Origin of the sequence: Micromonospora sp. NPDC005194 (genome assembly GCF_040608335.1) — a bacterium.
In the GTDB taxonomy this organism is placed as follows: Bacteria; Actinomycetota; Actinomycetes; order Mycobacteriales; family Micromonosporaceae; genus Micromonospora.
Genome location: NZ_JBEXIA010000034.1, coordinates 20,196 through 42,361 on the forward strand (window position 1 = coordinate 20,196; position 22,166 = coordinate 42,361).

The window sequence follows — 22,166 nt, forward strand, 5'->3', positions numbered from 1 at the left end:
CGGCGTTCCGCGCGACGACCAGGGCCGGGCCCCGGGGTGACCGCCGCACACGCAGCGACCCGGGTCGGCGCCGTGTCGCCGTGCCCGGGTCGGTGGTGCCGCGCTCAGTCCTCGTCGCCCTCGTAGGTGTGGAAGTCGTCGACGAAGCGGCACCGCAGCGGGGGCACCCGACTGGTCACTCCGAAGTAGCCGCGCGCGCCGAGCAACGCGAGTTGTCCCACCACGCCGAAGATCAGCGAGATGCCCTTGCGGACCCGCTCGGGTACGAGGTCGCGGGTCTGCGCGGTCAGCGGAATGCGGGTGGCGATGTTGATGATGCCGGCGTCGCGGGTGACCGCGTGTGGCAGGTACTGGTGGCGTACCGCCGAGTGTGTGCCATCCGCCGCCACCAGCAGGTCGCCGGTGGCGCTGGTCCCGTCGGCGAAGTACGCGGTGACCGTGCCGTCGTCGTGCTGCTCGTACCGGACGAAGGTCTTGTCGAAACGCACCACGTCGCCCAGGTCGGTCAGCAACACCTGGCGCAGCACCATCCGGGCCACCGAGTGTTCGGTGCGCACCGGGTCGACGGCCGGCCGCAACTCGCACGAGGCGGTCTGGCGCAGCCGTTGGGTGACGACGTTGAAGTAGCTCGGCGGCCGGGCGCAGGTGGCCAGGAACGTGGCGACAGCTTCGGCGGCAGGCACTCGCGCAGCGCCCGGCTGCCGGTGGGGCCGATGCCCACCCGGTAACCGAGCAGCCCTTCGGCGCTGTGGTGGTGCCGTTCGTAGACGGCGACGCTGATCCCGGCGCGACGCAGCCCGTGCGCGAGGCGCAGCCCGCCGGTGCCGGCGCCGATGATCAGGACGTGCGGCGGGGCGCTGGACCTGTCAGCCGGCCGGGTGGGGCGCCGCCACGTCGGCCGCGTCCCAGCGGTAGAAGCAGTCGGCGATGGCGTCCTGGGGGGAGCGCCAGGTCGACAGGTACGGCGAGGTGTGGGCGGCGAGTCGCTCGTTGACCTGCTGGAAGAGCGGGTGGTTGCGGGCGGCGGCGAGGGCGCCCGGGTCGACGTCCGAGGTCTCGATGAGGTGCACGAACACGTCGTGCAGGCAGTACAGGGACCGGTGCGTGACGCCGGTCAGACCGGGCAGTTCGGTGGCGTCGGACTCGGCGAAGATCTGGGCGACCCGCTCCTCCGCGCCCGGGATGATCCGGTTGACGATCAGTAGACGACTCATAGGAACCCTTCCGCCGGTGGCCGATCCCGGCCCGTGGGCCGGTGGTCACGTGCTCGTTGCGCCCACCGTGCCGCAGGGTGTGTCACGTCACCGTCACGTGCGTCACCCGGCCGATGACGGCCGGGCGGCGGGCTCCCGGCCGACGGCCGCCGGGCGGGTGGCCGCCCGGATCGGGGCGAGCGTGTCGTCGAGCAGGGCGCTCATCGCCGGGCTGGGCTCCAGGCGTAGCTCCCGGCGCAACAGGTCACGGTAGACGTAGAAGGCGTGCACGGCCTCGAAGGCGTTGCCCTCGGCGAGATGGATGCGCACCACCAGCCGGTGTGGCGTCTCGCGCAGCGGCTCGGCGGCCATCGCCTCCAACGCGGCATCCAGCGCCTCGCCGTGCCGCCCCGCCGCGAGGTGCTGCGCGGCCACCTGCTCCAGCATGTGCAGGCGCAGTTGTCGCAGCCGTTCCCGGTCCAGCAGCACCCAGTCGTCGTACCAGCCGGGCAGCAGGTCGTGCCGGCCGGCGGCGAGCGCCCCGGCGGTGGTCCGCGGGTCGTCCCCGTTGCGGACGCGCGCGGCCGTCTGCACGAGGTCGTCCACGTCGACCCGTACCGCCGGTGCCAGTCGGACCGTGTCGCCGGCCACGACCATCGGGCAACACGGGTCCTGCCGCAGCCGCCACAGCGCGGTACGCAGCGACGACAGCGCCCGGTCCTCCGACACGTCGGGCCAGAGCAGCCCGGCCAGCTGGCTGCGGGTCGCGCCGGGACGCAGCCCGATCAGCGCGATCACCCGTTGCAGACCGCGCGGCACCACGATGTGCGCGGTGGCGCGCAGGAGCCGGAAACCGCCGAGCAGGTGCAGTGCGAGGTCGGCCTCGTCGGGACCTGCGGCGGTCGGCACGGACGGCTCAGCGGCCACGGCGGCACCCCCTGCGGAACGCTCGTCCCGACTGTCTGCTGTGTCCCGGATCGGCTGCCACCTCGCCGCCGTCGACCCCGTCGACGGAATGCGACCACGGCTGTGAAGGCGCGGCACCGCCCGCCGGAGCCGCCGGGTTAACCACCGTGAAGATTATCAATAGTGGTCACGGTGAGTCAACGCCGATGTTGGCCTTCCCTCAGCCGTGCTCAACCGTGAGATCCGTTCTGAACTGCTAGAACATCACACTCTCGGGTCGGGGCCGCATACATGGGACGCATAGCTCATACACAGGTTGCGTCAACGCAGCGTCACCGTGCAGCGCTGCCGGTCGGTCCGCTGCGGTGACGCCGCCGTGACGACGACTGCCGCATCGTGGCGGCAGTCGTCCAGCACGTCCGGAGGTTCACCGGCCGGCCCGGACGCCGTTGGGGGGAGGCCCAGCCATGGACCGATCGCTGATCGTCGCGAAGGTCGTACCGACCGCCGAGGAACAGGTCGCCGACATCTTCGCCGAGTCGGACGCGACCGAGCTGCCGCGCCTGGTCGGCGTCCGGCACCGCTCGCTGTACCGACTGCACGACCTCTACGTGCACCTGCTCGACACCGAGCATCCGGCGCAGGAGGCGGTGGAGGCCGCCCGTGGTCACCCTGAGTTCGTCCGGGTCAGCGACCGCCTGCGGCCGTACGTCTCGCCGTACCTGCCGACCTGGCGCTCGCCGCGCGACGCGATGGCGCACTGCTTCTACCGGTTCGACGCCCCGGACGCCGGGGGGCGTTCGTGACCGCCCCCGCCGGGCACGCGGAGCAACTCTGGTCCCGCTGCGCCGGCTGTGCGAGCCTGCTCTACCGCAAGCGGCTGCGACGCAACCTGGACGTCTGCCCGGAGTGCGGTGAGCACACCCGGCTCGGCGCCCCGGAACGCCTGCGGCAGCTCGTGGACCCGGGGTCCCTGCGCCTCCTGCCCGACCGGCTGCCCGAGGCGGACCCGCTCGACTTCGTCGACGTGCTGCCGTACCCGCACCGGCTCAGCGCCGCGCGGGCCAGCACGGGCCTGGCCGAGGCGGTCCTCTGCGGGACCGCCACCATCGGCGGACAGCCGGCCGCTCTGGCCGTGATGGACTTCCGCTTCCTCGGCGGCAGCCTCGGCTGCGCGGTGGGTGAGCTCATCACCCGAACCGCCGAGCGGGCGCTGGACGACCGGGTGCCGCTCATCCTGGTCACCGCGTCCGGTGGGGCACGGATGCAGGAGGGCGCCCTGTCGCTGATGCAGATGGCCACGGTCAGCCAGGCCATCGCCGCGCTGCGCGAGGCGGGTCTGCTCACCGTCAGCGTGCTCACCGACCCGACCTACGGAGGGGTGGCGGCGTCGTTCGCCACCAACACCGACCTGGTGCTCGCCGAGAGTGGCGCCCGGATGGGTTTCGCCGGACCACGGGTGATCCGCCAGGTCACCGGCCGGGCGCTGCCGGAGGGCTTCCAGACCGCCGACTTCCTGCTGCGCCACGGTCAGGTGGACATGGTGGTGCAACGCCGGTCGCTGCGGGGTCGACTGGCGGCGCTGCTGGCCGCGGCCCGCGCCGGCCGTCCGGCGCGTGCGCCCGTACCCCGTCAGGAGCCGGCGCGACACCACGAGAGCCTGGCCGGCGCGGCCCCGACGGTCCCGCCGGCGGAGGCCGACGGCCACCGCCCGGTCGGGGAGCGGCCGGCCGACGACGGCCCGACACCTGCGGTACGCGACGCGTGGGACACCGTGCGCACGGCCCGTCACCCGGGCCGACCCACCACCCTGGACTATCTCGACTCGGTCTTCGACGGGTTCGTCGAGCTGCACGGCGACCGGCTCGGCGGGGACTGCCCCGCCATCGTCGGCGGTGTCGCCCGGCTGGCCGGCCGGCACGTCATGGTCATCGGCCACCAGAAGGGACACACCACCGCCGACCTGGTCGCCCGCAACTTCGGGATGGCCAGCCCCGCCGGGCACCGCAAGGCGCTGCGACTGATGCGTCTCGCCGCCCGCCTCGGCCTGCCGGTGGTCACTCTCGTCGACACCCCCGGCGCCGACCCGGGAATCAGCGCCGAGGAGCAGGGCCAGGCGGCCGCCATCGCGGAGAACATCCTCACCCTCACCGTCCTGCCCACCCCCGTCCTCGCGGTGATCACCGGTGAGGGCGGCAGCGGTGGCGCGCTGGCCCTCGCCGTCGCCGACCGGGTGCTGATGCTCCAACACGCCGTCTATTCGGTGATCAGCCCGGAGGGCTGCGCCGCCATCCTCTGGCCGGACCGCTCCGCCGCGCCGCAGGCCGCCCGCGCGCTCCGGCTGACCGCACCCGACCTGTGTCGCCTCGGCGTCGTCGACGAGATCGTCCCCGAACCGGCGACGGCCGCCCACGACGACCCCGCGGAGACCGCCCGACGGCTGCGCGCCGCGCTGCTGGCGAACCTGCTGCCGCTGCTGGACGTGCCGCCCGCCATGCTGGTCCGCCTGCGGCGGCAGCGGTTCCGCCGGTTCGGCGCCCCTCGCGCCGGTGCCCGGGCGGGTGCCCGATGACCGCCGCGCCCACGCTCTCCACAGTGGACGGCCCGAACGGCCGACCCGACGTGGACGGCCGAACCGACGCCGAGGGCCGCGCCGACGCCGAGAGCCCGAGCGCGGCGCAGAGCGGCCCCGAGCCGGCCGACGCCCGCGACGGTGTCCGCCCGGACGGACGTCAGCCGGCGGACGGGCACCCGAGGACCGACGCGGACGGCGAGGAGGTGCTGGTCGGGCTGCGTCGACAGGCGCAACACCTGCTCGCCGAACTCCCCGGTCCGGTGCGCCGGATCCGGTTGTGCAGCGGGACGACGGTGCTGGAGGTCCAGTGGCACCCGGACGTACCCCGGGCACTGCCGCCGGCCGGCGCCACACCGTCGGCGGGCGCGGGCGTGCCCGGCCCGCCGGGCGCGCTGATCCGGCCGCCGGTCCCCGGGCGCGCGGCGGTCCGGGCGCCGATCGTCGGCACGTTCTACCGCGCGCCGGAGCCCGGCGCGAGGCCGTTCGTCGCGGTGGGCGACCTGGTCAGCCCCGGGCAGCCGGTCGCGATCGTCGAGGCGATGAAGCTGATGAACGAGGTGACCGCCGACCGGGCCGGGCGGGTGGCCGCGATCCTCGTCGAGGACGGCCAGCCGGTGGAGTACGACCAGCCACTGGTCGAGCTGGATCCGGCCTGACGGCGGGGATGGGTGAACCATGTTCGAGACCGTGCTGATCGCCAACCGGGGTGAGATCGCGCTGCGGGTGCTGCGGGCGTGTCGGGAGCTGGGTGTGCGCACGGCGGTGGTCTACTCCGCCGCCGACGCCGACTCGGCGGCCGTGCGCCTCGCCGACCAGGCCGTCCGCATCGGGCCGGCGTCGAGCCGACGCAGCTACCTCAACGCCGCCGCGATCGTGGAGGCGGCCCGGCAGGTGGGCGCGCAGGCCGTGCATCCCGGGTACGGCTTCCTCTCCGAGGACGCCGACTTCGCCGAGATCTGCGCGGACAACGGCCTGACGTTCATCGGCCCGCCGCCGGCGGTGATGGCGGCGCTGGCCGACAAGTCCTCGGCCCGGGCCCTCATGAGCCGGGCCGGGCTGCCGCTGCCGGCGGGCAGCGTCGCGCCGGTGGCGACCGCCGCCGCGGCGGCCGAGGTCGCCGACGCTGTCGGCTACCCGGTGATCGTGAAGGCCGCCGCCGGGGGCGGGGGCCGGGGGATGACCGTGGTGCGCCGTCCGGCCGAGCTGGCCCGGGCGTACGCGCGGACACGGGCCGCCGCGCAGGCCGCCTTCGGCGACGACCGGGTGTACGTCGAGCGGTACCTCACCGAGGCCCGGCACGTCGAGGTGCAGGTGCTCTGCGACTCCCACGGCAACGGCGTGCACCTGGGCACCCGGGACTGCTCGGTGCAGCGCCGGCACCAGAAACTCATCGAGGAGGCGCCTGCTCCGGCGCTGTCCGCCGCGGCGCTCGACTCCATCGCCGAGACCGCGCTGCGGGGTGCCCTGGAGGTCGGCTTCGTCGGCGCGGGCACGCTGGAGTTCCTGGTGGACGCCGAGGAACGCTTCCACTTCCTGGAGATCAACTGTCGGATCCAGGTGGAACATCCCGTCACCGAGATGGTCACCGGGATCGACCTGGTGCACGAGCAGCTGCACATCGCGGCCGGGGTGCCGCTGCGGTGGCGGCAGGAGGAGATCCAGCTGCACGGCGTCGCCGTGGAGTGCCGCGTCAACACCGAGGACCCGGAGCGCGGCTTCGCGCCGACGCCCGGCCGCCTGGAGCGGTTCACCCCGCCCGGCGGCCCGTTCACCCGCGTGGACACCCACGCCAGCGCCGGCTACCTGGTCGGCCCCTGGTACGACTCGCTGCTGGCCAAGGTGATCGTCTGGGCGCCCGACCGGGAGCTGGCGCTCAACCGGCTGGAGCGTGCCCTGGAGGAGTTCGACATCGCCGGGCCGGGCGTGCACACGACCATCCCGTTCGTCCGGCGGGTGCTCGACGACGCCGCGTTCCGCAAGGGCCGCTACACCACCGGCCTGGTCGACCGCCTGCTCGCCACTTCGCCGCCGGTGCCCGGGCAGCGGCCGACGGCCACCCCCACACCCCGCGCCGCGCCCGCCGCGGAGCCCGACGTATCCAACCGGAGGACCCGATGACCGTCACCCATGGTCGCCCGATGACCGCCGAGATCACCGACATCCTGGTGGCGCACTGCGGACTGGACGCCGACGCCGCCGCCCACGCGCCCGCCGCGTCACTTGAAGAGCTGGGCATGGACTCGCTCGCCCTGCTGGAACTCTCCGCGGTCGTCGCCGACCGGTGGCAGGTGAGCATCCCCGAACAGGCCGGGCAGCTGAGCATCCCGGCGGTGGCCGACCTGGTCGCCCGGCGCACCGACCCGCCCGGGCACACCGAGAACTCGGTGGTCATCGACGCGCCGCTCGCGCTGGTCTGGGACGTCACCAACGACGTGGCGAACTGGACCGAGCTGTTCACCGAGTACGCCGTGGTGGAGATCCTGCACCGCGACGGGCACACCGTGCGGTTCCGGCTCACCATGCACCCCGACGAGTCCGGGGTGGCGTGGAGCTGGGTCAGCGAACGCACCGCCGACCCGGTCAGCCGACAGGTGCGGGCGCACCGGGTGGAGACCGGGCCGTTCGAGTACATGCGGATCCACTGGCGCTACACCGAGGAGGCCGGCGGCACCCGGATGACCTGGACGCAGGACTTCGCCATGAAGCCCACCGCGCCGGTCGACAACGCCGGGATGACCGAGCGGATCAACGCCAACAGCGTCATCCAACTCGCGGTGATCAAGGACCGGGTGGAGCGGATCGCCCGGCAGCGCGAGGAGCAGAACAGCCCGGCGGCCGGCGCCGCGCAGGACAGCCCGGTTGCCACCGGCGAGTCGACGGGGGCCGGCGATGAGTGACCTGGGCACCCGGCCGATCGGCGCGGCGGACGTACCGGCCGACCGGCGGCGCGGCGGCGAACTGCGGGTGCTGCTCGGGCCCCGCACCGTCGGCAGCACCTCCGGCTTCCTCGGGGTGGCCACCCTCGCGCCCGGGGAGCGGATCGCCGAGCACTACCACCCGTACAGCGAGGAGTTCCTGTACGTGGCGCGTGGCGCGATCACGGTCGACCTGGACGACCAGCCCACCGAGGTCGCGGCCGGGGAGGCGCTGTTCGTGCCGGTCAACGTGCGGCACCGGCTGCGCAACACCGGGTCCGAGCCGGCCGAGGTGGTCTTCCACCTGGGCCCGCTGGCCCCGCGTCCGGAGCTGGGACACGTCGACACGGAGCTGGTCGAGCAACGGGGCGGGTCGTGAGCGGGCGTCGCACGGTGGTGACCGGCATCGGGGTGGTCGCTCCCGGCGGCGCCAGCCGGGACCGCTTCTGGAAGACCATCACCGAGGGACGTACGGCCACCCGGCGGATCAGCTTCTTCGACCCGTCGCCGTTCCGCTCCCAGATCGCCGCCGAGTGCGACTTCGACCCGGTCGCCGCGGGGCTCACCGACGCCGAACGGAGCCGCGCCGACCGGTACGTGCAGTTCGCGCTGGCCTGCTCCACCGAGGCGATCGCCGACGCCGGCCTGGTGCTCAGCGACGCCGAGCGGGACCGCGCCGGGGTGGTGCTCGGCACCGCCGTGGGCGGCACGATGGCCCTGGAACAGGAGTACGTGCGGGTCAGCGACCATGGCCGGCGTTGGCTGGTCGACGCGGCGCTCGGCGGCCCGTACCTCTACCAGGCGCTGGTGCCCAGCAGCCTGGCCGCCGACGTGGCCTGCCGGCACGGGCTGCACGGCCCGGCGCAGGTGGTCTCCACCGGCTGCACGTCGGGCATCGACGCCATCGGCTACGCCCACCAGCTGATCGTGGACGGCGAGGCGGACATCGTGCTGGCCGGCGCGGCCGACTCGCCGATCTCACCGGTGACCGTCGCCTCGTTCGACGCGATCAAGGCGACCAGCCCCGACAACGACGACCCCGCGCACGCCTCCCGTCCCTTCGACGCCGACCGGCACGGGTTCGTGCTGGCCGAGGGCGCGGCGGTGCTGGTGCTGGAGGAGGCGGGGCACGCCCGCAGGCGGGGCGCCCACATCTACTGCGAGGTCGCCGGCTACGCCAGCCGCAGCAACGGCTACCACATGACCGGGCTGCGCCCGGACGGGCTGGAGATGGGCCTCGCCGTCACCGACGCGCTGCGGCAGGGCGGGATCATCCCCGAGCAGGTCTCCTACATCAGCGCCCACGGCTCCGGGACGCGGCAGAACGACCGGCACGAGACGGCCGCGTTCAAGCGGGCGCTGGGCCAGGCCGCGTACCGGGTGCCGATCAGCTCGATCAAGTCGATGGTGGGGCACTCGCTCGGCGCGATCGGGTCGATCGAGATGGCCGCCTGCGCCCTCGCGATCGAGTTCGGCGTCGTGCCGCCGACGGCCAACTGGAGCACCCGCGACCCGGAGTGCGACCTGGACTACGTACCCAACGAGGCGCGGGAGGTGCCCGTCAACGTGGCCCTGTCGGTGGGCAGCGGGTTCGGCGGCTTCCAGTCGGCGATGGTGTTCTGTCGACTGCCTCCGACGGTGGCGGCGTGAGCGCCGCCCGGGCGGTCGTCACCGGCATCGGGGTGGTCGCGCCGAGCGGCGTCGGCGTGGACGCGCACTGGCGCACCGTGCTGGCCGGCACCCGGCGCACCGGGCCGATCACCCTGTTCGACCCGGCCGGCTACCCGACCCGCTTCGGCGGCGAGGTCCCCGACTTCACTGCCGACTCCTACGCCGACAGCCGGCAACTGGTGCAGACCGACCGGTGGACGCACCTCGGCTTCGCCGCCACCCGGCTGGCGCTTACCGACGCCGGCCTGCCCGAGCGGGCACCCGACCCGTACGGCTACGCGGTGGCCCTGGCCAGCTCGTCCGGGGGCAACCTGTTCGGCCAGCGGGAGCTGCAGCGGTTGTGGGGCGGGACGTCGCGCACCGTCGGCGCGTACCAGTCGATCGCCTGGTTCTACGCGGCCAGCGTCGGGCAGCTCTCCATCCACCACCAGTTCAAGGGGCCGAGCGGGGTGCTGGTCGCGGAGACGGCCGGCGGGCTGGACAGCCTCGCGCACGCCGCCCGCGCCGTACGCCGGGGCACGCCCGTGGTGATCGCCGGGGCGACCGAGTGTCCACTGAGTCCGTACGCGCTGGCCTGCCAGCTGCGCTCCGGGCTGCTCAGCGACGTCGCCGACCCGGAGCGGGCGTACCGGCCGTTCGACGCGGCGGCCAGCGGCTACCTGCCGGCCGAGGGCGGCGCGGTGTTCGTGGTGGAGGAGCTGGGGCACGCCCTGTCGCGGGGCGCCCGGATCTACGGCGAGGTGAGCGGCTGGGGCGCCACCCACGACGCCGCGCACACCACGGCCGACAGCGCCGGCGATCCGGGCCAGTACGCCCGCGCGATGCGGTTGGCCCTGGACCGGGCGGGTGTCGCGGCGGCCGGGATCGACGTGGTGCTGCCGGACGCTCTCGGTGTGCTCCGCTACGACCGCAGCGAGGCCGAGGCGTTGCGCGCCGTGTTCGCCGATCGGCCGCCCCCGGTCACCACCCAGAAGCCGTTGACCGGCCGGGCACACCAGGGCGGTTCGGCGCTGGACGTGGCCACCGCGCTGCTCGCGTTCGCGCACGACACGCTGCCCGCGTCCGCAGCCCCGGACGAGGTGGCCGACGGGTGCGAGCTGGACTTCCTGCGCGAGCATCGCCGGCCGCGCAGTCGGCTCGCGCTGGTCTGCGCGCGGGGCTTCGACGGGTTCAACAGCGCGCTGGTCCTGCGGGGGGCCGCGCCGGCGAGGGGAGAGACGCCATGAGCGAGCAGCGGGCCCGCGTGGTCTTCCTGGTCCGGGCCCGGTAGACCCCATCCAGCGGCGGTGATCCACTCCAGATCGGCGCTGTGGGGGTATCCGAGCGTCCGGATGCCCCCACATCGGCGACCTCGAGTCGATCCGAGGAGCACACGGATGCCGTACTAGAGCCGTCGGGTTGGTGGGCGCAGCGTCCAGGACAGCAGCGCCAGCCCGGCGACCATGGCAGGTGGGATGAGAGCGGTGGCCGATTGACGCGTGGCGACGTTTGAGGCGGCCGCACCGATCATGTTGATCAGGATGCCGGCGTAGGCCCATTCCTTCAGCCGTGACAGGCGGGGCGCGAGCACCACCACCCCGGCGATGAGCTTCGCGGTTCCCAGGATGGTGGCCAGGTAGCTGGGATACCCGAGGTCGATCATCGCCGGGTAGAACGGCGGCATGTGGAGCAGGTCCATCGTGCCGCCGATGGCGCATTCAGCGACGACGGCTGCGGTGGTGACCCAGTAGGTACTGGCCCGGCCAAGACCTCGGGCGGCGGTGGTGGGTGCCGTGGTCATGACTGCTGCTCCCGGGCAGTGCCGGCGGCAGCGTCGTCGTCGGTCCGGTGGCGGGCCACGTCTGACGGCGGGGCCGGCAGGGCGCGGTCCCGGCCCTTCGTCCCGGCCCGCTGGGCCAGCTCGCAGAAGCCGTCTGATCCGATGCCCAGGCCGATGTTGGTCATGTTGTTCAGGTGCTCGCTGGCCACCAGCCAGACGATGTCGCAGACCTCGCGCTCGGTGTAGTGGCGGGTGAGCCGGGCGAACGTGGTGGGCTCGACCTTCTTGTCGCGGGTGAGCTCGGTTGCGTAGTCCAGGGCCGCGCGCTGGGCATCGGTGAACAGCGGGCTGGTCTGGTACTCCGGCAGCGCGTCCAGCCGCGCCAGGTCGTCGGGCGTCTTGGTCATGACGTACCACCTGGCCGCGTCCATGCAGAACATGCACATGTTGGTACTCGCCACCTGCTCGCGGATGAGCAGCGCGGTCTGCGACGCAAGCCGGAGTTTCCGGTCCAGTCTCGGTAGCTTGCCGTAGAAGGACCCGAACGCGAGTGGCATGCGAGGGGGCAGCACCTTGATCGGGGTCATCACCTTGCCGAACTGGCGGCGGCTGACGGCATACACCATCTTCATGATCGGGCCCCGCGGCTTGTCGATCGGGGGCAGGTACGGTGCCATTGCTGGCCTCCTCTGACGTCAATCCACCTCTGCCGACGCGACGGCGGGCATGGCCTGAAACGGCCGGGACTGGTCCGATTGGTATTGACCACGACGGTCCGGTGATCCGCCGCTCAGCGATCCCGCCCGATCACCCCGGGCCGGCGCGAGGCGGGCGAGATGAACCCGCTCGACCGGGCGCAGCGTCCGCGCCGGGCCGAGGGTCGCGGTGCTCGCCATGTGTGTCTCCTGTGGAGTAGAACTCTCATTTCAAGAGTACTACTCTTGAAATGAGAGTGGTAGTCTCGATCATGTGGCGACCAGGGTCAGCGGACAAGGGTCCCGCGACGGTCAGGCGCGGACCCGCCTGGCCCGCGCCGCGGTCGTCGCGGCCGCGCGGGACCTGTTCCTTGAGCGCGGCTACGCCGCAACGACGATCGAAACGATCAGCAAGGTGTCGGACGTACCGCCCGCGACGGTGTACCGGTTGTTCTCTTCCAAGCTCGGGATCCTCAAGGCACTGCTCGACATCTCGATAGCCGGTGACGACCGGGCCGTAGCGTTGCCCGACCGGCCCATGGTCCGTGCGCTTCTCGCCGACCGCGACCCCAGGAGCCAGCTGTCAGGTTTGGCCGGCCTCGCCTGCGGCATCATGTCCAGGGCCGAGCCTGTTCACCGGATTCTGGTCAGTGCGGCTGGCACCGATCCCGATGCCGCGGCACTGCTCGCCGAGTTGACGCGGCAGAGGCAACACGGCCACGCGCAGTTCGCGCGATCCCTCGCGCGCACCGGCGCCCTACGGCCGACGCTGCGCGAACGCGACGCCGACGACATCATCAACGCGCTCACGTCCCCGGAGGTCTACCGCCTGCTCGTCAGCGACCGAGGCTGGTCTCCGCAGCGGTACGAACAATGGCTGACGGAAATCCTCATCGGCCAACTGCTTCCTGCGCCGGCGGACACGTCGACCGCACCTGGGGCCAACGACTGACCGAGCTCGTCCACACTCACCGACTGCGTTCCCACATCGGCTCGGGTTCCCGGAGAACGCGGAATCCGCTAACCCGGCTTCACGGAACCCGAGTCGATCATGCACGTTGGGCCGTGATGGCGGTCCGAGTGACGGTGGGCACCGGTATGTGGCAATCGGTCCGGGCGCTCTGTTTGATCTAGCCATTTGCATCTAGCGATGCTCCGCGCGGCTGTCGTAGGGTTCCGTCAGCACCCCGAAAGTTGTTCACAAACGGTTGCTATGCCCTAATTTGTGCTGCGGGTTGAACGGCGAGGGCGATGGATCAATCGACAGGAAACCTTACGGCTGAAGACCCCGGATGGGTGGACGACATCCTGTTCTCCGGCCATCCGACCGATGTTTGTCTCCGCCTGCCGGAATCGATCGACCGGGTCACCCTGCACCGGCTGGTGACCGCCGCGCAGGACCTGCTCATCGCTGCCGGCCTGCGCCCCGGTGGCGCCGCCGCGCTACGACTGCCGCCGTCGCTGGCGTACGTGGTGAACCTGCTGGCCACCTGGCGCACTGGCGCACAGGCGATCCTGCTCGACCACCGGCTGACCGACCACGAGGTGGATCGGGCGCTGGCCCGGCTCACTCCGCAGGTGGTGATCGCGCCGCTGCGGACCTCCGGCGGCGCGCTGAAGGTCTTCGTCGACGTCACCGAGAGCATCACCCGCTACGCCGACCGGCCGGCGGTCAGCGGGCACGCCGTGATCCAGCTCAGCTCCGGCTCCACCGGACCGTCCAAGGTGATCGGCCGTACGGCCACCGACCTGGTCGCCGAGGTGGGCCGCTACACCCGCATCGACGGCGTACCGCTGCCCGGCGAGCGCATCATCCTGCTGCCCTCCATGGTGCACGTGCTCGGGCTCGTCGGCGGCCTGCTCTACGGCCTGCACGCCGGGGTCGAGCTGGTGCCGCCACAGCGGCTCAGCGGTGACGCCGTGCTGGCCGCGATCGCCGCCGACCCGACACCGGCCACCGTGCTGGGTGTGCCGTTCCACATCGGTCTACTCGCCTCCACGCGGCCGTCCGGGCCCCTGCCGCAGTTGCGGCGGATGACCACCGGCGGCGAACTCGTGCCGGCCGCCGTGGCCCAGGCGTTCACCGACCGGTACGGGGTGCCGCTGGGCAACATGTACGGGATGACCGAGGTCGGGGTGATCGGCACCGACCTGCACGGAGCGCACCGGCCGTCGATCGCCCCGGCGCCCGGCATCGAGGTCCGCGAGACCGACGGCGAGTTGCGGGTGTCCTGCCCGGCGTCGCCGTACGTCGGGCTGAGCGACCCGACCCGCTGGGCCGACGGTTGGCTGCACACCCGCGACGCCGGCATCGTCGACGCCGAATCCGGCCTGGTCACCGTGCGCGGCCGGCTCGACTCGCAGGTCTCGGTGGGCGGAATGAAGGTCGACCTCACCGAGGTTGAGGCCACCGTCGCCGAGCTGCCCGGCGTGGCCGCCGCCGTGGTGGTGTGGGACGACGGCATCACCGCGTACGTCCAGCCGGACGGCCCGCTGTCGGAGGAGATGCTGGACAAGCTCCTCGCCGAGCGGTTGGCCGGCTACAAGCGGCCCCGGGTGCTGCGTCTGCTCGACGCGTTGCCCCGCACCACCACCGGCAAGCTGGTCCGTTCGACCGGCGCGCTGCGGTCGGCGACGTCGTGACCGGCCCGCTGCACCACCTCGACGTCGACGTCGACGCCCGCCTCGGCGCGTACCGCGACGGCCAGGACGAGACCGCCACCCAGTTCCGGATGACCGACCCGCAGGGGTTCGCCGCCGGGCACCGGCCGCAGCGGCAGCCCGGGCCCGACCGGTGGGGGCATCTCCCGGAGCAGTCCGCCGGCGCGCAGCCCCAGGCCGAGCGCCTTGCCGACCGCCTCCTTGGCGGTCCACAGCCGCAGGAACTCCGCCGCCCGGCCGGCCTCGGGTCGAGTGGCCAGCCAGGCCAGCTCGGCCGGCGTGAACCAGCGGCGGGCCAGCGCGAGCGCGGGCAGCGGACGGATCTCCTCCACGTCCACGCCGACCGGGCCGGCCGCACGGGCGGCGACCACCACGACCTGACCGGCCCGGCTGACGCTGACCGGCAGCTCGACGGGCCCCGGGTCCGCCAGAGCGGCGACCCGTACGACCGGGTTGCCGGCGGGGCCGTGTGCCAGCACCACCTCCGCCTCGGCGCGGCCGAGCAGCGCCGCGCCCGCCCGCCGCAGCAACCGCACGGCGGGACCCGGCCGACCGCCGGTGTCCCGACCGACCCACACGTACGCGGTGTCCCGATCGGACACCGTCAGTTGGCCCACGCAGAGAGGGTATCCATGAGAGCCGAGGTCCGTGCCTTCGTCGTCGAGCAGCTCGCCGACATGAACTACGACGTCGAGGGGCTCGACGACGACACCACGCTCGGCCCGTCCGGCGTCGACCTGGAGTCGCTGGCCCTGGCCGACCTGTCCGTCCGCGTCGAGGACCGCTACGGCGTGACGTTCGCCGACGACGAGTCGGAGAAGCTGGCCCTCATGACGGTCGGCGAGTTCACCACCATGGTCGCCGACCGTGTCGCCGAGGCGACGAGCGACAACGCCTGATGTCCGGTCAGCCCGACCTGGGGCGAGCTGACCTGCTGACCATGCTCGCCGAACTCACCGCGAAACCCGCCGCCGAGGTCCCCGACCGGATCGGCTCGATGGAACTCGCCTGGCTCGTGCACCTCATCGAGCAGCGCTACGAGCGTCGGCTCGACCTCACCGACGACGACCTGGCCGGCATCCGTACCGTCGACGACGCCCTGGTGGTCTTCCGGGCGTCGCTGGCCGCTACCGCAGATGGCTGAGCCACCCGTCGCCCAGCTCACCGGTGTGCACGCGGTCAGCGCCCTCGGTCGGGGCGCCGACGCGCAGCTCGCCGGCGTCCTGGCCGGCGAGCCGGCGTTCGGCCCGGTACGCCGCTTCGACACCACTGCCCGCCGGGTCGCCGTGGCCGCCACCCTGCCCGACGTCGGCACCCTCGCCGACGAGCTGGCCGCGGCGATCGACGCGGCCTGCGCGGCGGCCGGCCTGACCGGCGTACGGCGGGCGGGGTGCGCGTTGCTGCTCGCCGTGCACGGCGGCCCGCCCGGCCCGTCCGCGCTGGCGGCTCGGCTCGCCGAGGGCGGCGGACTGTCCGGTCCGACCCGCGTCTACACCAGCGCCTGCGTGTCGGCGAGCACGGCGGTGGCCGACGCCGCCACGCTGATCGCCCGGGGCGACCTGGACCGGGCGGTCGTGGCCGCCGGCTACCTCGTCGAACCGGACCAGTTCGCGCTCTTCGACGCCGGCCGGGCTCTCTCCGACGACGGGGCGGTACGCCCGTTCAGCGCCGGCCGACGTGGGTTGCTGCTCGGGGACGGGGTTGCCGCAGTGGTGCTCGAGTCCAGCGCGGTGGCCCGTCGACGCGACGGTGAGCCGGTGGCCACCGTGGTCGGTTGGGGGCGGGCCGGGGACGCGTTCCACCCCTGCCAGCCGGACCCGTCCGGCACCGGGCTGGCGCACGCGGTACGCGCCGCGCTGCGCCGGGCCGGGCTGCCACCGCAGGCCGTCGGCTACGTCAACGCCAACGCCACCGGCACCGCGCAGAGCGACGCCGCCGAGGCGGCAGCGCTGCGCCAGGCCCTCGACGGGTACGCCGGGCAGGTGCCGGTCAGCTCCACCAAGGCGCTGCACGGGCACGCGTTGGAGGCGTCCGGGCTGCTCGAACTGGTGGTCACCGCGCTGGCGCTGCGCCACGGCGAACTGCCCGTCAACGCCGGCTGGCGCGGCCCGGACGAGGCGTGCCCCCTGGATGTCATCACGGACCGTCCACGCAGGACAGCCGCGACCCACGCCCTGACCCTCAACGCCGCCTTCGGTGGCGCCAACACCGCCCTCCTGGTCGGCACCCCGTGACCACCCCGACCTCCCCGCGATCGTGCACCTTCCGTCCCGACGAATCCCAGGAAGCACGCGAAACGACTACCGAAATCGCACGATCGCGGCAGGCGGGGGTGCGGGAGCTCGCCCGGGCTCGCTGGCCCGAGGACGGGGACGGGGACGTGCCGGGAGTTCCGGGGTTCGTGTTCTCGGGGTTCGCGCCGGTGGTGGTGGCCGTTGCCGAGCGGTGCCTGCGCCGACGGTACGGGACGGGGCCGGTGCCCACCGGGACGCGGACGGCGATCGTGCTGGTCACCGCCAGCGGCGACCGGGCCAGCGCGGAGCACGTGCGGGCCACGGTCGAGGCCGGCGGACGGGTCGGCCCGCTGTTCTTCTACCAGTCCGTGCCCAACAGCGTCGCCGGGCACCTCGCGGCCCGCTGGGGGCTGCGCGGCCCGGTGGTCTGCCTCAGCCCGACCGGCGACCCGTACGCCGACGGCACCGCCGAGGCGACCCTGCTGCGCGACGACGGCGACGCCGACGAGGTATTGCTGGTCCTGATCGAACAGGCGCCCGACACGTCCACCGAGGCGGTCGCGGTGCTGCTGGGGGGAGGAGCACGACCATGAGGACACCGGGACTGCGCGGCGCGTTGGCCGCCGACACCGAGCTGGGCGCGGGCAACATGCTGGCCCGGGTGCTGGCGCACGGCGCCGACACGGACGGGCCCGGCCTGACCTTCGACACCGCCGTCGACGGGCACCCGGCGCAGGCGCCGCTCACGCTGGGCCAGCTCGACGAGCGGGTCGCCGCCCGCGCCGCCTGGCTGCACGAGCGCGGGGTACGCCCCCGCGACCCGGTCGCCGTCTGGGCCACCGCCGCCGCCGACATGGTGCTGAGCTTCCTGGCACTGGCCCGGCTCGGGGCGATCCCGGCGCTGATGAACGGCAAGCTCCGCCCGGAGATCGCCGCCGAGTACATCCGCCGGCTACGCGGCGTCGGTGTGCTCGCCGACGACGCGCACACCGCGCTGCTGGCCGGACACGACCTGGGCGTACCGCTGCTGGGCACGCCCGCGCAGGCAGGCGCGGGCGACCCGGCCGCGGCCCCGGCGCACTACCGGCACCACCCCGACGACCCGATCGTGATCACCCACACCTCCGGGACGACCGGGGTGCCCAAGGCGGTGCTGCACTCGCACGCCAGCCTCTTCGCCGCCACCCGGCACCTGCTCACCATGCCGCAGGCGCAGGGCACCCGCCGGATCCTCAACGCGCTGCCCGCACCGCACACCGCCACCGTGCTGATGGTCAACCAGGCGCTGGGCAACCGCGCGGAGATGTTCCTCCTGTCCGAGCAGGGCGGCGAGCGGGTGCTCGACGCCATCCAGCGCTGGCGCCCCGACGGGGTGTTCGGTTTCTCGGTCACCTGGGCCGAGCTGGCCCGCTTCGACCTGTCCGGGTACGACCTGGACTCGGTGCGGCTGTGGTTCAACACCGGCGACTGCTCGCACGAGCCGCACATCCGCCGGCTGGTCGCGACCGGCTGGCGGGACACCGTCACCCGCGACGGCGTGGCCCGGGTGCCCGGCTCGGTCTTCATCGACGGGCTGGGCTCCAGCGAGATGGGGCACTCCATGTTCCACGTCACCCACCGCGCCGACACCGACCGGTACGGCCGCTGCATCGGCCGGCCGTACGAGTTCGCCCGGGTCGCGGTGCTCGACGCCGAGGGCGAGCCGGTGCCGGTCGGCGAGGTGGGTTTCCTGGGCGTCGACTCGCCGTCGCTGTTCCGGGGCTACTGGAACGACTCGGTCACCACCTACCGGTTCCGCCAGCGCGGCTGGTACCTCACCGGTGACCTGGTCCGGGCCGACGCCGACGGCCGCTACTACCACCTGGACCGGGCCGTCGACTCGGTCGACGCCGGAGACGGCCGGCGGTTCTTCACCGCCCTGTCCGAGGAGAAGATCCTCGCCACCTGCCCGGACGTCACCGACTGCACTGTGGTGATCGTCGCAGAGGCCGGCGGTGTGGCCACCGACGTGCTGCTGGAGTTGGCGGCCGGGGCCGACGAGGCCGAGGACCGCACCGAACGGGTCCGCGCCGCGCTCGGCGCGGACGTCGGCGCCACGCTGCGCCGGGTGGTGCCGGTGCGCTCGGACGACATCCCGGTCACCGTGACCGGCAAGGTCCGCAAGGTGGCCCTGCGCGAGCGCTACCTGAGCGAGGCGTCGTCGTGAGCGGGCGATCCGGAGCGCCGTCGTGACGGCCTTGATCACCGGGATGGGCCTGTTCACCCCGGTCGGGCGGGGCGCCGAGGAGACCTTCGACGCGCTGACCACCGGCCGTTCCGGGCTGACTCGGCCGCCCGACGGGCATCCGGCGCGCGAGTCGCTGGACGTCGCCGGTCTGCTGCCGGACATCGACCCGCGCAGCGTCGTGTCCGGGCCGGAGAGCCGCGTGCTGGACCGGATCGTGGTGCTCGCCCTGCTCGCCGCCGCCGACGCGCTCGCCGACGCCGGCATCGAGGTGGGCCGCGACGTCGATGAGTCCCGGATCGGCGTGATCGTCGGCGGGGTCGGCGGGATGGCCACCCTGGAGACCCAGGTGCTCGCCCGCGCCGCCCGGGGCCGCGCGGCGGTCAGCCCGTACCTGCTCACCGGCATCCTGCCGAACATGCCGGCGGCGCGGATCGCCATCGCGCACGGTATCCGGGGCTACAGCTCGTCGGTCGGCACGGCCTGCGCGTCCGGCGCGCAGGCGGTCGCCGACGCGGTCCGGTTGATCCGGGCGGGGGAGGCCGACGTGGTGGTCTGCGGGGCCAGCGAGGCGCCGCTCTTCCCCACCTTCGCCGACACCTTCGGCAACGCGCGGGCGCTGGCCCGCGCCGGGGACGACCCGTCCCGGGCGAGCCGGCCGTTCGACACGTCCCGCTCCGGGTTCGTGCTGGCCGAGGGCGCGGCGCTGCTGGTGCTCGAACGTGCCGAGCACGCCGCCGCACGCGGCGCCACCGGGTACGCCGAGGTGGCCGGCTACGGCGCGACCACCGACGCGTACCACCCGACCGCCCCGCGCCCCGACGGCGCCGGCGCGGCCGCGTGCATCCGCGGCGCGCTGCGCAGCTCGGGCGTGCCCGCTGCCGCGGTCGGCTACGTCAACGCGCACGGCACCGGCACGAAGCTCGGCGACATCGCCGAGGCCACCGCCCTCGCGGACGTCTTCGGCGACGGCGGCGTGCCGGTCAGCTCCACCAAGGCGCTCACCGGCCACCTGCTCGGCGCCTCCGGGGTGCTGGAGGCCGCGGCGACCGCGCTGGCGCTCGGTCGGGGGCTGCTGCCACCGACGTACCACCTCGACGACCCGGACCCGGCCTGCCCGGCGGACCACATCCGTGGCACCCCCCGCAAGGCCGACCCGGAGTACGCGCTGACCAACTCGTTCGGGTTCGGCGGCCAGAACGTGAGCCTGCTGCTCGCGCGGGTCGCCGAGCCGAGGAGGTGAGCGACGCGGCATCCCGGACGGGGGGCGTCCGGACGGCAACACGGGGGAAGCATGGGGAAGGGCACTGAAACATGGACATCCGTGGGATCGACCACATCGAACTCTACGTAGGTGACGCCCGGCAGGCGGCCTTCTACTTCAGCACCGCCGTCGGTTTTCAGATCTGCGGCCAGGGTGGCCCGGAGACCGGCCTGACCGGGCAGCGCTCACTGCTGCTCTGCCACGGCGACATCCGCCTGCTGCTCACCTCCGGGCTGAGCGCCGAGCATCCGGCGGCCCGGTACGTGCAGCGCCACGGCGACGGCATCGCGGTCGTCGCGGTCGAGGTCGACGACGTCGTCGAGGCGTACGCCGAGCTGGTGGGCCGGGGCGCGACCGGCGTGACGCCACCTACCACGCTGACCGGCGCGGACGCCGAGGTGGTGACCGCCGAGGTGGCGGGCTTCGCCGACGTGCGGCACCGCCTGGTGCAGCGCCGGGGGAGCCGGGCCGACTTCCTGCCCGGCGTGATCACGCCGACGCCGTTCACGGCGGAGAAGGGGAAGCCGGTCCTCGCCGAGGTCGACCACCTGGCGGTCTGCGTGCCGTCCGGCGAGCTGGACGAGACGGTCCGGCACTTCGAGGGGCTGTTCGACTTCGCGCAGATCTTCGAGGAGCACATCGAGGTCGACGGGCAGGGGATGAACTCCAAGGTGGTGCAGAGCCCGTCCGGGCAGGTCACCGTGGTGCTGCTGGAGCCCGACCGGGCCCGCCGGCCGGGGCAGATCGACGCGTTCCTCGACCAGCACGCCGGTGGGGGAGTACAGCACCTGGGGCTGCGTACCGACGACATCGTCGCCGCCGTGGAGTCGCTGGGCCGGCGCGGGGTCCGCTTCGCCGGCACCCCCGCCAGCTACTACGACGCCCTGGAGGCGCGGGTCGGTCGGGTGGACGCCCCGCTGGAACGACTGCGCGAGCTGGGAGTGCTGGTCGACTCCGATCACGGCGGGCAGCTGTTGCAGATCTTCGCCGAGTCGATGCACGTGCGCCGCACGCTGTTCCTGGAGCTGATCGAGCGGCGGGGCGCGAGCGGTTTCGGCAGCGGCAACATCAAGGCGCTGTACGAGGCCAAGGAGCGGGAACTGGCCGCCGCGGCGGCCACACCACAGGGGGTGGGGGCATGACCGCGACCGAGTACGAACCGACGCTGACCGCCCAGGAGAGGGCGCTGCTGCCCTCCGACGACGACGTGCGGCACTACGCCGAGCACGGCTGGTACCTGTCGAAGAAGCTGTTCACCGACGACGAGGTGGACGCGCTCGCCGCCGCCGCACAGCGCTACTACGACGGCGAACGCGACCGGCGGCTGCCGGTGCGTCCACCGAAGCTCGCCTACTGGGAGCCCGCGAAAGGGCCGGTGCAGCGGCACAACGACTACGTCCACCACGAGCACGACGGCCTCGGCGCGATCCTGCGTAAACCGCTGATCGGCGCGGTCGCCGCCCGGCTCGCCGAGGCCGACGAGATCCGCGTCTTCCAGTCCACGCTGATCTACAAGCCGCCGATCTCCGGCGAGCCGAGCAACATCGTGCCCTGGCACTTCGACAAGCACTACTGGGCGTCGTCGTCGTCGGAGAAGATGCTCACCGCGTTCATCCCCTTTCACGACTGCGGCCAGGAGATGGGCACCATCACCATGGTCGACGGCTCGCACCGGTGGTCCGAGATCGGCGCCGACGACACAGTCGTGCGGCACTTCGCCGACCGCGACCGCAGCCAGCTGGAGGAGATGCTGGCCGAGAACGCCGCACACAACGGCGCCGAGATCCGCAAGATCCCGATGGTGATCCCCAAGGGACACGTGAGCTTCCACCACTGCCGCACCTACCACGGCAGCGGCCCCAACGTCAGCGGTCGCCCCCGACAGGCGATCTCGCTGCACCTGCAGGACGGCGACAACGCCTGGCGGGCGTACCCGCTCTCCGACGGCTCGCTCGCCGCGTACAACCACGACGTGCTGGTCCGCCGCACCCACGACGGGCGGCCGGACTACGCGGACCCCGACTACTGCCCGGTCATCTGGCGCCACCGCGCCCAGCAGGGAGGCTGAC

At 73.3% G+C, this 22,166-nt stretch carries 24 protein-coding genes and 1 pseudogene; 18 read left to right on the top strand and 7 right to left on the bottom strand.

Annotated features, from left to right (window positions below; translation table 11 throughout):
- Nucleotides 1-200 precede the first annotated feature (200 nt).
- The 3 genes and pseudogenes from ABZU53_RS24775 to ABZU53_RS24785 form a co-directional block, all read right to left on the bottom strand.
- A pseudogene (locus tag ABZU53_RS24775) lies at nt 201-841 on the bottom strand (NAD(P)-binding protein); the annotation flags it as partial.
- A 25-nt stretch (nt 842-866) separates the two neighbouring features.
- Complete coding sequence (locus ABZU53_RS24780) at nt 867-1,214, bottom strand: TcmI family type II polyketide cyclase (RefSeq protein ID WP_354862794.1); 348 nt, start codon at nt 1,212-1,214, stop codon at nt 867-869.
- Nucleotides 1,215-1,316: 102 nt separating this feature from the next.
- Nucleotides 1,317-2,120 carry a BTAD domain-containing putative transcriptional regulator gene (locus tag ABZU53_RS24785; RefSeq protein ID WP_354862796.1) on the bottom strand — a complete coding sequence of 268 codons (804 nt, stop codon included), beginning with the start codon at nt 2,118-2,120 and terminating at the stop codon, nt 1,317-1,319.
- Nucleotides 2,121-2,566: 446 nt separating this feature from the next.
- On the opposite strand from ABZU53_RS24785, the gene ABZU53_RS24790 reads away from it, so the two are divergent.
- The 8 genes from ABZU53_RS24790 to ABZU53_RS24825 are packed head-to-tail and all read left to right on the top strand — an operon-like array spanning nt 2,567 to nt 10,486.
- Nucleotides 2,567-2,905 (top strand): TcmI family type II polyketide cyclase, encoded by a 339-nt coding sequence (locus tag ABZU53_RS24790; protein WP_354862797.1) that lies wholly within the window; start codon nt 2,567-2,569, stop codon nt 2,903-2,905.
- A complete protein-coding gene (locus tag ABZU53_RS24795; RefSeq protein ID WP_355067767.1) occupies nt 2,902-4,671 on the top strand; it encodes an acetyl-CoA carboxylase carboxyltransferase subunit alpha in 1,770 nt (589 codons plus the stop codon). The genes ABZU53_RS24790 and ABZU53_RS24795 overlap by 4 nt, the downstream gene beginning before the upstream one ends.
- Nucleotides 4,668-5,330 carry a biotin/lipoyl-containing protein gene (locus ABZU53_RS24800; RefSeq protein ID WP_355067769.1) on the top strand — a complete coding sequence of 221 codons (663 nt, stop codon included), beginning with the start codon at nt 4,668-4,670 and terminating at the stop codon, nt 5,328-5,330. Before ABZU53_RS24795 ends, ABZU53_RS24800 begins: the two co-directional genes overlap by 4 nt.
- A gap of 19 nt (nt 5,331-5,349) precedes the next feature.
- The gene (locus ABZU53_RS24805; RefSeq protein WP_355067771.1) at nt 5,350-6,792 is read left to right on the top strand and encodes an acetyl-CoA carboxylase biotin carboxylase subunit; all 1,443 of its coding nucleotides are present in this window, start codon (nt 5,350-5,352) and stop codon (nt 6,790-6,792) included.
- Nucleotides 6,789-7,571, top strand: a complete 783-nt coding sequence (locus ABZU53_RS24810) for an SRPBCC family protein (RefSeq protein ID WP_355067773.1) — start codon at nt 6,789-6,791, stop codon at nt 7,569-7,571. The genes ABZU53_RS24805 and ABZU53_RS24810 overlap by 4 nt, the downstream gene beginning before the upstream one ends.
- Nucleotides 7,564-7,968, top strand: coding sequence for a cupin domain-containing protein (locus ABZU53_RS24815; protein ID WP_354862623.1), 405 nt, complete (start codon nt 7,564-7,566; stop codon nt 7,966-7,968). The genes ABZU53_RS24810 and ABZU53_RS24815 overlap by 8 nt, the downstream gene beginning before the upstream one ends.
- Nucleotides 7,965-9,239 (top strand): beta-ketoacyl-[acyl-carrier-protein] synthase family protein, encoded by a 1,275-nt coding sequence (locus ABZU53_RS24820; protein WP_355067775.1) that lies wholly within the window; start codon nt 7,965-7,967, stop codon nt 9,237-9,239. Before ABZU53_RS24815 ends, ABZU53_RS24820 begins: the two co-directional genes overlap by 4 nt.
- Nucleotides 9,236-10,486, top strand: a complete 1,251-nt coding sequence (locus ABZU53_RS24825) for a beta-ketoacyl synthase N-terminal-like domain-containing protein (protein WP_355067777.1) — start codon at nt 9,236-9,238, stop codon at nt 10,484-10,486. The genes ABZU53_RS24820 and ABZU53_RS24825 overlap by 4 nt, the downstream gene beginning before the upstream one ends.
- A gap of 158 nt (nt 10,487-10,644) precedes the next feature.
- On the opposite strand, the gene ABZU53_RS24830 is transcribed toward ABZU53_RS24825, so the two are convergent.
- The 3 genes from ABZU53_RS24830 to ABZU53_RS24840 are packed head-to-tail and all read right to left on the bottom strand — an operon-like array spanning nt 10,645 to nt 11,915.
- On the bottom strand, nt 10,645-11,040 hold the full coding sequence (locus tag ABZU53_RS24830; RefSeq protein ID WP_355067779.1) for a DoxX family protein: 396 nt from the start codon (nt 11,038-11,040) through the stop codon (nt 10,645-10,647).
- The gene (locus ABZU53_RS24835) at nt 11,037-11,696 is read right to left on the bottom strand and encodes a hypothetical protein (RefSeq protein WP_355067780.1); all 660 of its coding nucleotides are present in this window, start codon (nt 11,694-11,696) and stop codon (nt 11,037-11,039) included. The genes ABZU53_RS24830 and ABZU53_RS24835 overlap by 4 nt, the downstream gene beginning before the upstream one ends.
- 18 nt (nt 11,697-11,714) lie before the next feature.
- Entirely contained in the window at nt 11,715-11,915 is a 201-nt protein-coding gene (locus tag ABZU53_RS24840) for a hypothetical protein (protein ID WP_355067782.1), read from the bottom strand.
- Nucleotides 11,916-11,988: 73 nt separating this feature from the next.
- Here ABZU53_RS24840 and ABZU53_RS24845 point away from each other — a divergent pair, with 73 nt between their 5' ends.
- Entirely contained in the window at nt 11,989-12,666 is a 678-nt protein-coding gene (locus tag ABZU53_RS24845) for a TetR/AcrR family transcriptional regulator (protein WP_355067784.1), read from the top strand.
- Nucleotides 12,667-12,965: 299 nt separating this feature from the next.
- Nucleotides 12,966-14,357 carry a class I adenylate-forming enzyme family protein gene (locus ABZU53_RS24850; protein WP_355067785.1) on the top strand — a complete coding sequence of 464 codons (1,392 nt, stop codon included), beginning with the start codon at nt 12,966-12,968 and terminating at the stop codon, nt 14,355-14,357.
- Here the strand turns inward: ABZU53_RS24850 and ABZU53_RS24855 are convergent.
- Entirely contained in the window at nt 14,255-14,977 is a 723-nt protein-coding gene (locus tag ABZU53_RS24855; protein ID WP_355067822.1) for a 4'-phosphopantetheinyl transferase superfamily protein, read from the bottom strand. The two genes, ABZU53_RS24850 and ABZU53_RS24855, sit on opposite strands and share 103 nt — an antisense overlap.
- 30 nt (nt 14,978-15,007) lie before the next feature.
- Here ABZU53_RS24855 and ABZU53_RS24860 point away from each other — a divergent pair, with 30 nt between their 5' ends.
- The 8 genes from ABZU53_RS24860 to ABZU53_RS24895 all read left to right on the top strand — a co-directional run bounded on the left by ABZU53_RS24860 (nt 15,008) and on the right by ABZU53_RS24895 (nt 22,165).
- Complete coding sequence (locus tag ABZU53_RS24860) at nt 15,008-15,274, top strand: acyl carrier protein (protein WP_354862635.1); 267 nt, start codon at nt 15,008-15,010, stop codon at nt 15,272-15,274.
- The gene (locus ABZU53_RS24865) at nt 15,274-15,519 is read left to right on the top strand and encodes an acyl carrier protein (RefSeq protein WP_354862636.1); all 246 of its coding nucleotides are present in this window, start codon (nt 15,274-15,276) and stop codon (nt 15,517-15,519) included. The genes ABZU53_RS24860 and ABZU53_RS24865 overlap by 1 nt, the downstream gene beginning before the upstream one ends.
- Entirely contained in the window at nt 15,512-16,609 is a 1,098-nt protein-coding gene (locus ABZU53_RS24870) for a beta-ketoacyl synthase N-terminal-like domain-containing protein (protein WP_355067787.1), read from the top strand. Before ABZU53_RS24865 ends, ABZU53_RS24870 begins: the two co-directional genes overlap by 8 nt.
- A gap of 98 nt (nt 16,610-16,707) precedes the next feature.
- Nucleotides 16,708-17,202, top strand: a complete 495-nt coding sequence (locus ABZU53_RS24875) for a beta-ketoacyl synthase chain length factor (protein WP_354860712.1) — start codon at nt 16,708-16,710, stop codon at nt 17,200-17,202.
- The gene (locus ABZU53_RS24880) at nt 17,199-18,815 is read left to right on the top strand and encodes a class I adenylate-forming enzyme family protein (protein WP_355067789.1); all 1,617 of its coding nucleotides are present in this window, start codon (nt 17,199-17,201) and stop codon (nt 18,813-18,815) included. The genes ABZU53_RS24875 and ABZU53_RS24880 overlap by 4 nt, the downstream gene beginning before the upstream one ends.
- Before the next feature lie 22 nt (nt 18,816-18,837).
- The gene (locus ABZU53_RS24885) at nt 18,838-20,076 is read left to right on the top strand and encodes a beta-ketoacyl-[acyl-carrier-protein] synthase family protein (RefSeq protein WP_354860709.1); all 1,239 of its coding nucleotides are present in this window, start codon (nt 18,838-18,840) and stop codon (nt 20,074-20,076) included.
- A gap of 71 nt (nt 20,077-20,147) precedes the next feature.
- Nucleotides 20,148-21,239 carry a 4-hydroxyphenylpyruvate dioxygenase gene (hppD, locus tag ABZU53_RS24890; RefSeq protein WP_355067790.1) on the top strand — a complete coding sequence of 364 codons (1,092 nt, stop codon included), beginning with the start codon at nt 20,148-20,150 and terminating at the stop codon, nt 21,237-21,239.
- Entirely contained in the window at nt 21,236-22,165 is a 930-nt protein-coding gene (locus ABZU53_RS24895; RefSeq protein WP_355067792.1) for a phytanoyl-CoA dioxygenase family protein, read from the top strand. Before hppD ends, ABZU53_RS24895 begins: the two co-directional genes overlap by 4 nt.
- The last annotated feature ends 1 nt before the right edge of the window (nt 22,166 follow it).

Bases quoted from the DNA above. Each gene is read 5' to 3' on its own strand.
- ABZU53_RS24805 (WP_355067771.1), top strand. From the start codon at position 5,350: ATGTTCGAGACCGTGCTGATCGCCAACCGGGGTGAGATCGCGCTGCGG.
- ABZU53_RS24800 (WP_355067769.1), top strand. From the start codon at position 4,668: ATGACCGCCGCGCCCACGCTCTCCACAGTGGACGGCCCGAACGGCCGA.
- ABZU53_RS24860 (WP_354862635.1), top strand. From the start codon at position 15,008: ATGAGAGCCGAGGTCCGTGCCTTCGTCGTCGAGCAGCTCGCCGACATG.
- ABZU53_RS24830 (WP_355067779.1), bottom strand. From the start codon at position 11,040: ATGACCACGGCACCCACCACCGCCGCCCGAGGTCTTGGCCGGGCCAGT.
- ABZU53_RS24840 (WP_355067782.1), bottom strand. From the start codon at position 11,915: ATGGCGAGCACCGCGACCCTCGGCCCGGCGCGGACGCTGCGCCCGGTC.
- ABZU53_RS24870 (WP_355067787.1), top strand. From the start codon at position 15,512: ATGGCTGAGCCACCCGTCGCCCAGCTCACCGGTGTGCACGCGGTCAGC.
- ABZU53_RS24780 (WP_354862794.1), bottom strand. From the start codon at position 1,214: ATGAGTCGTCTACTGATCGTCAACCGGATCATCCCGGGCGCGGAGGAG.
- ABZU53_RS24835 (WP_355067780.1), bottom strand. From the start codon at position 11,696: ATGGCACCGTACCTGCCCCCGATCGACAAGCCGCGGGGCCCGATCATG.
- ABZU53_RS24810 (WP_355067773.1), top strand. From the start codon at position 6,789: ATGACCGTCACCCATGGTCGCCCGATGACCGCCGAGATCACCGACATC.
- ABZU53_RS24815 (WP_354862623.1), top strand. From the start codon at position 7,564: ATGAGTGACCTGGGCACCCGGCCGATCGGCGCGGCGGACGTACCGGCC.
- ABZU53_RS24895 (WP_355067792.1), top strand. From the start codon at position 21,236: ATGACCGCGACCGAGTACGAACCGACGCTGACCGCCCAGGAGAGGGCG.
- hppD (WP_355067790.1), top strand. From the start codon at position 20,148: ATGGACATCCGTGGGATCGACCACATCGAACTCTACGTAGGTGACGCC.
- ABZU53_RS24850 (WP_355067785.1), top strand. From the start codon at position 12,966: ATGGATCAATCGACAGGAAACCTTACGGCTGAAGACCCCGGATGGGTG.
- ABZU53_RS24790 (WP_354862797.1), top strand. From the start codon at position 2,567: ATGGACCGATCGCTGATCGTCGCGAAGGTCGTACCGACCGCCGAGGAA.
- ABZU53_RS24865 (WP_354862636.1), top strand. From the start codon at position 15,274: ATGTCCGGTCAGCCCGACCTGGGGCGAGCTGACCTGCTGACCATGCTC.
- ABZU53_RS24880 (WP_355067789.1), top strand. From the start codon at position 17,199: ATGAGGACACCGGGACTGCGCGGCGCGTTGGCCGCCGACACCGAGCTG.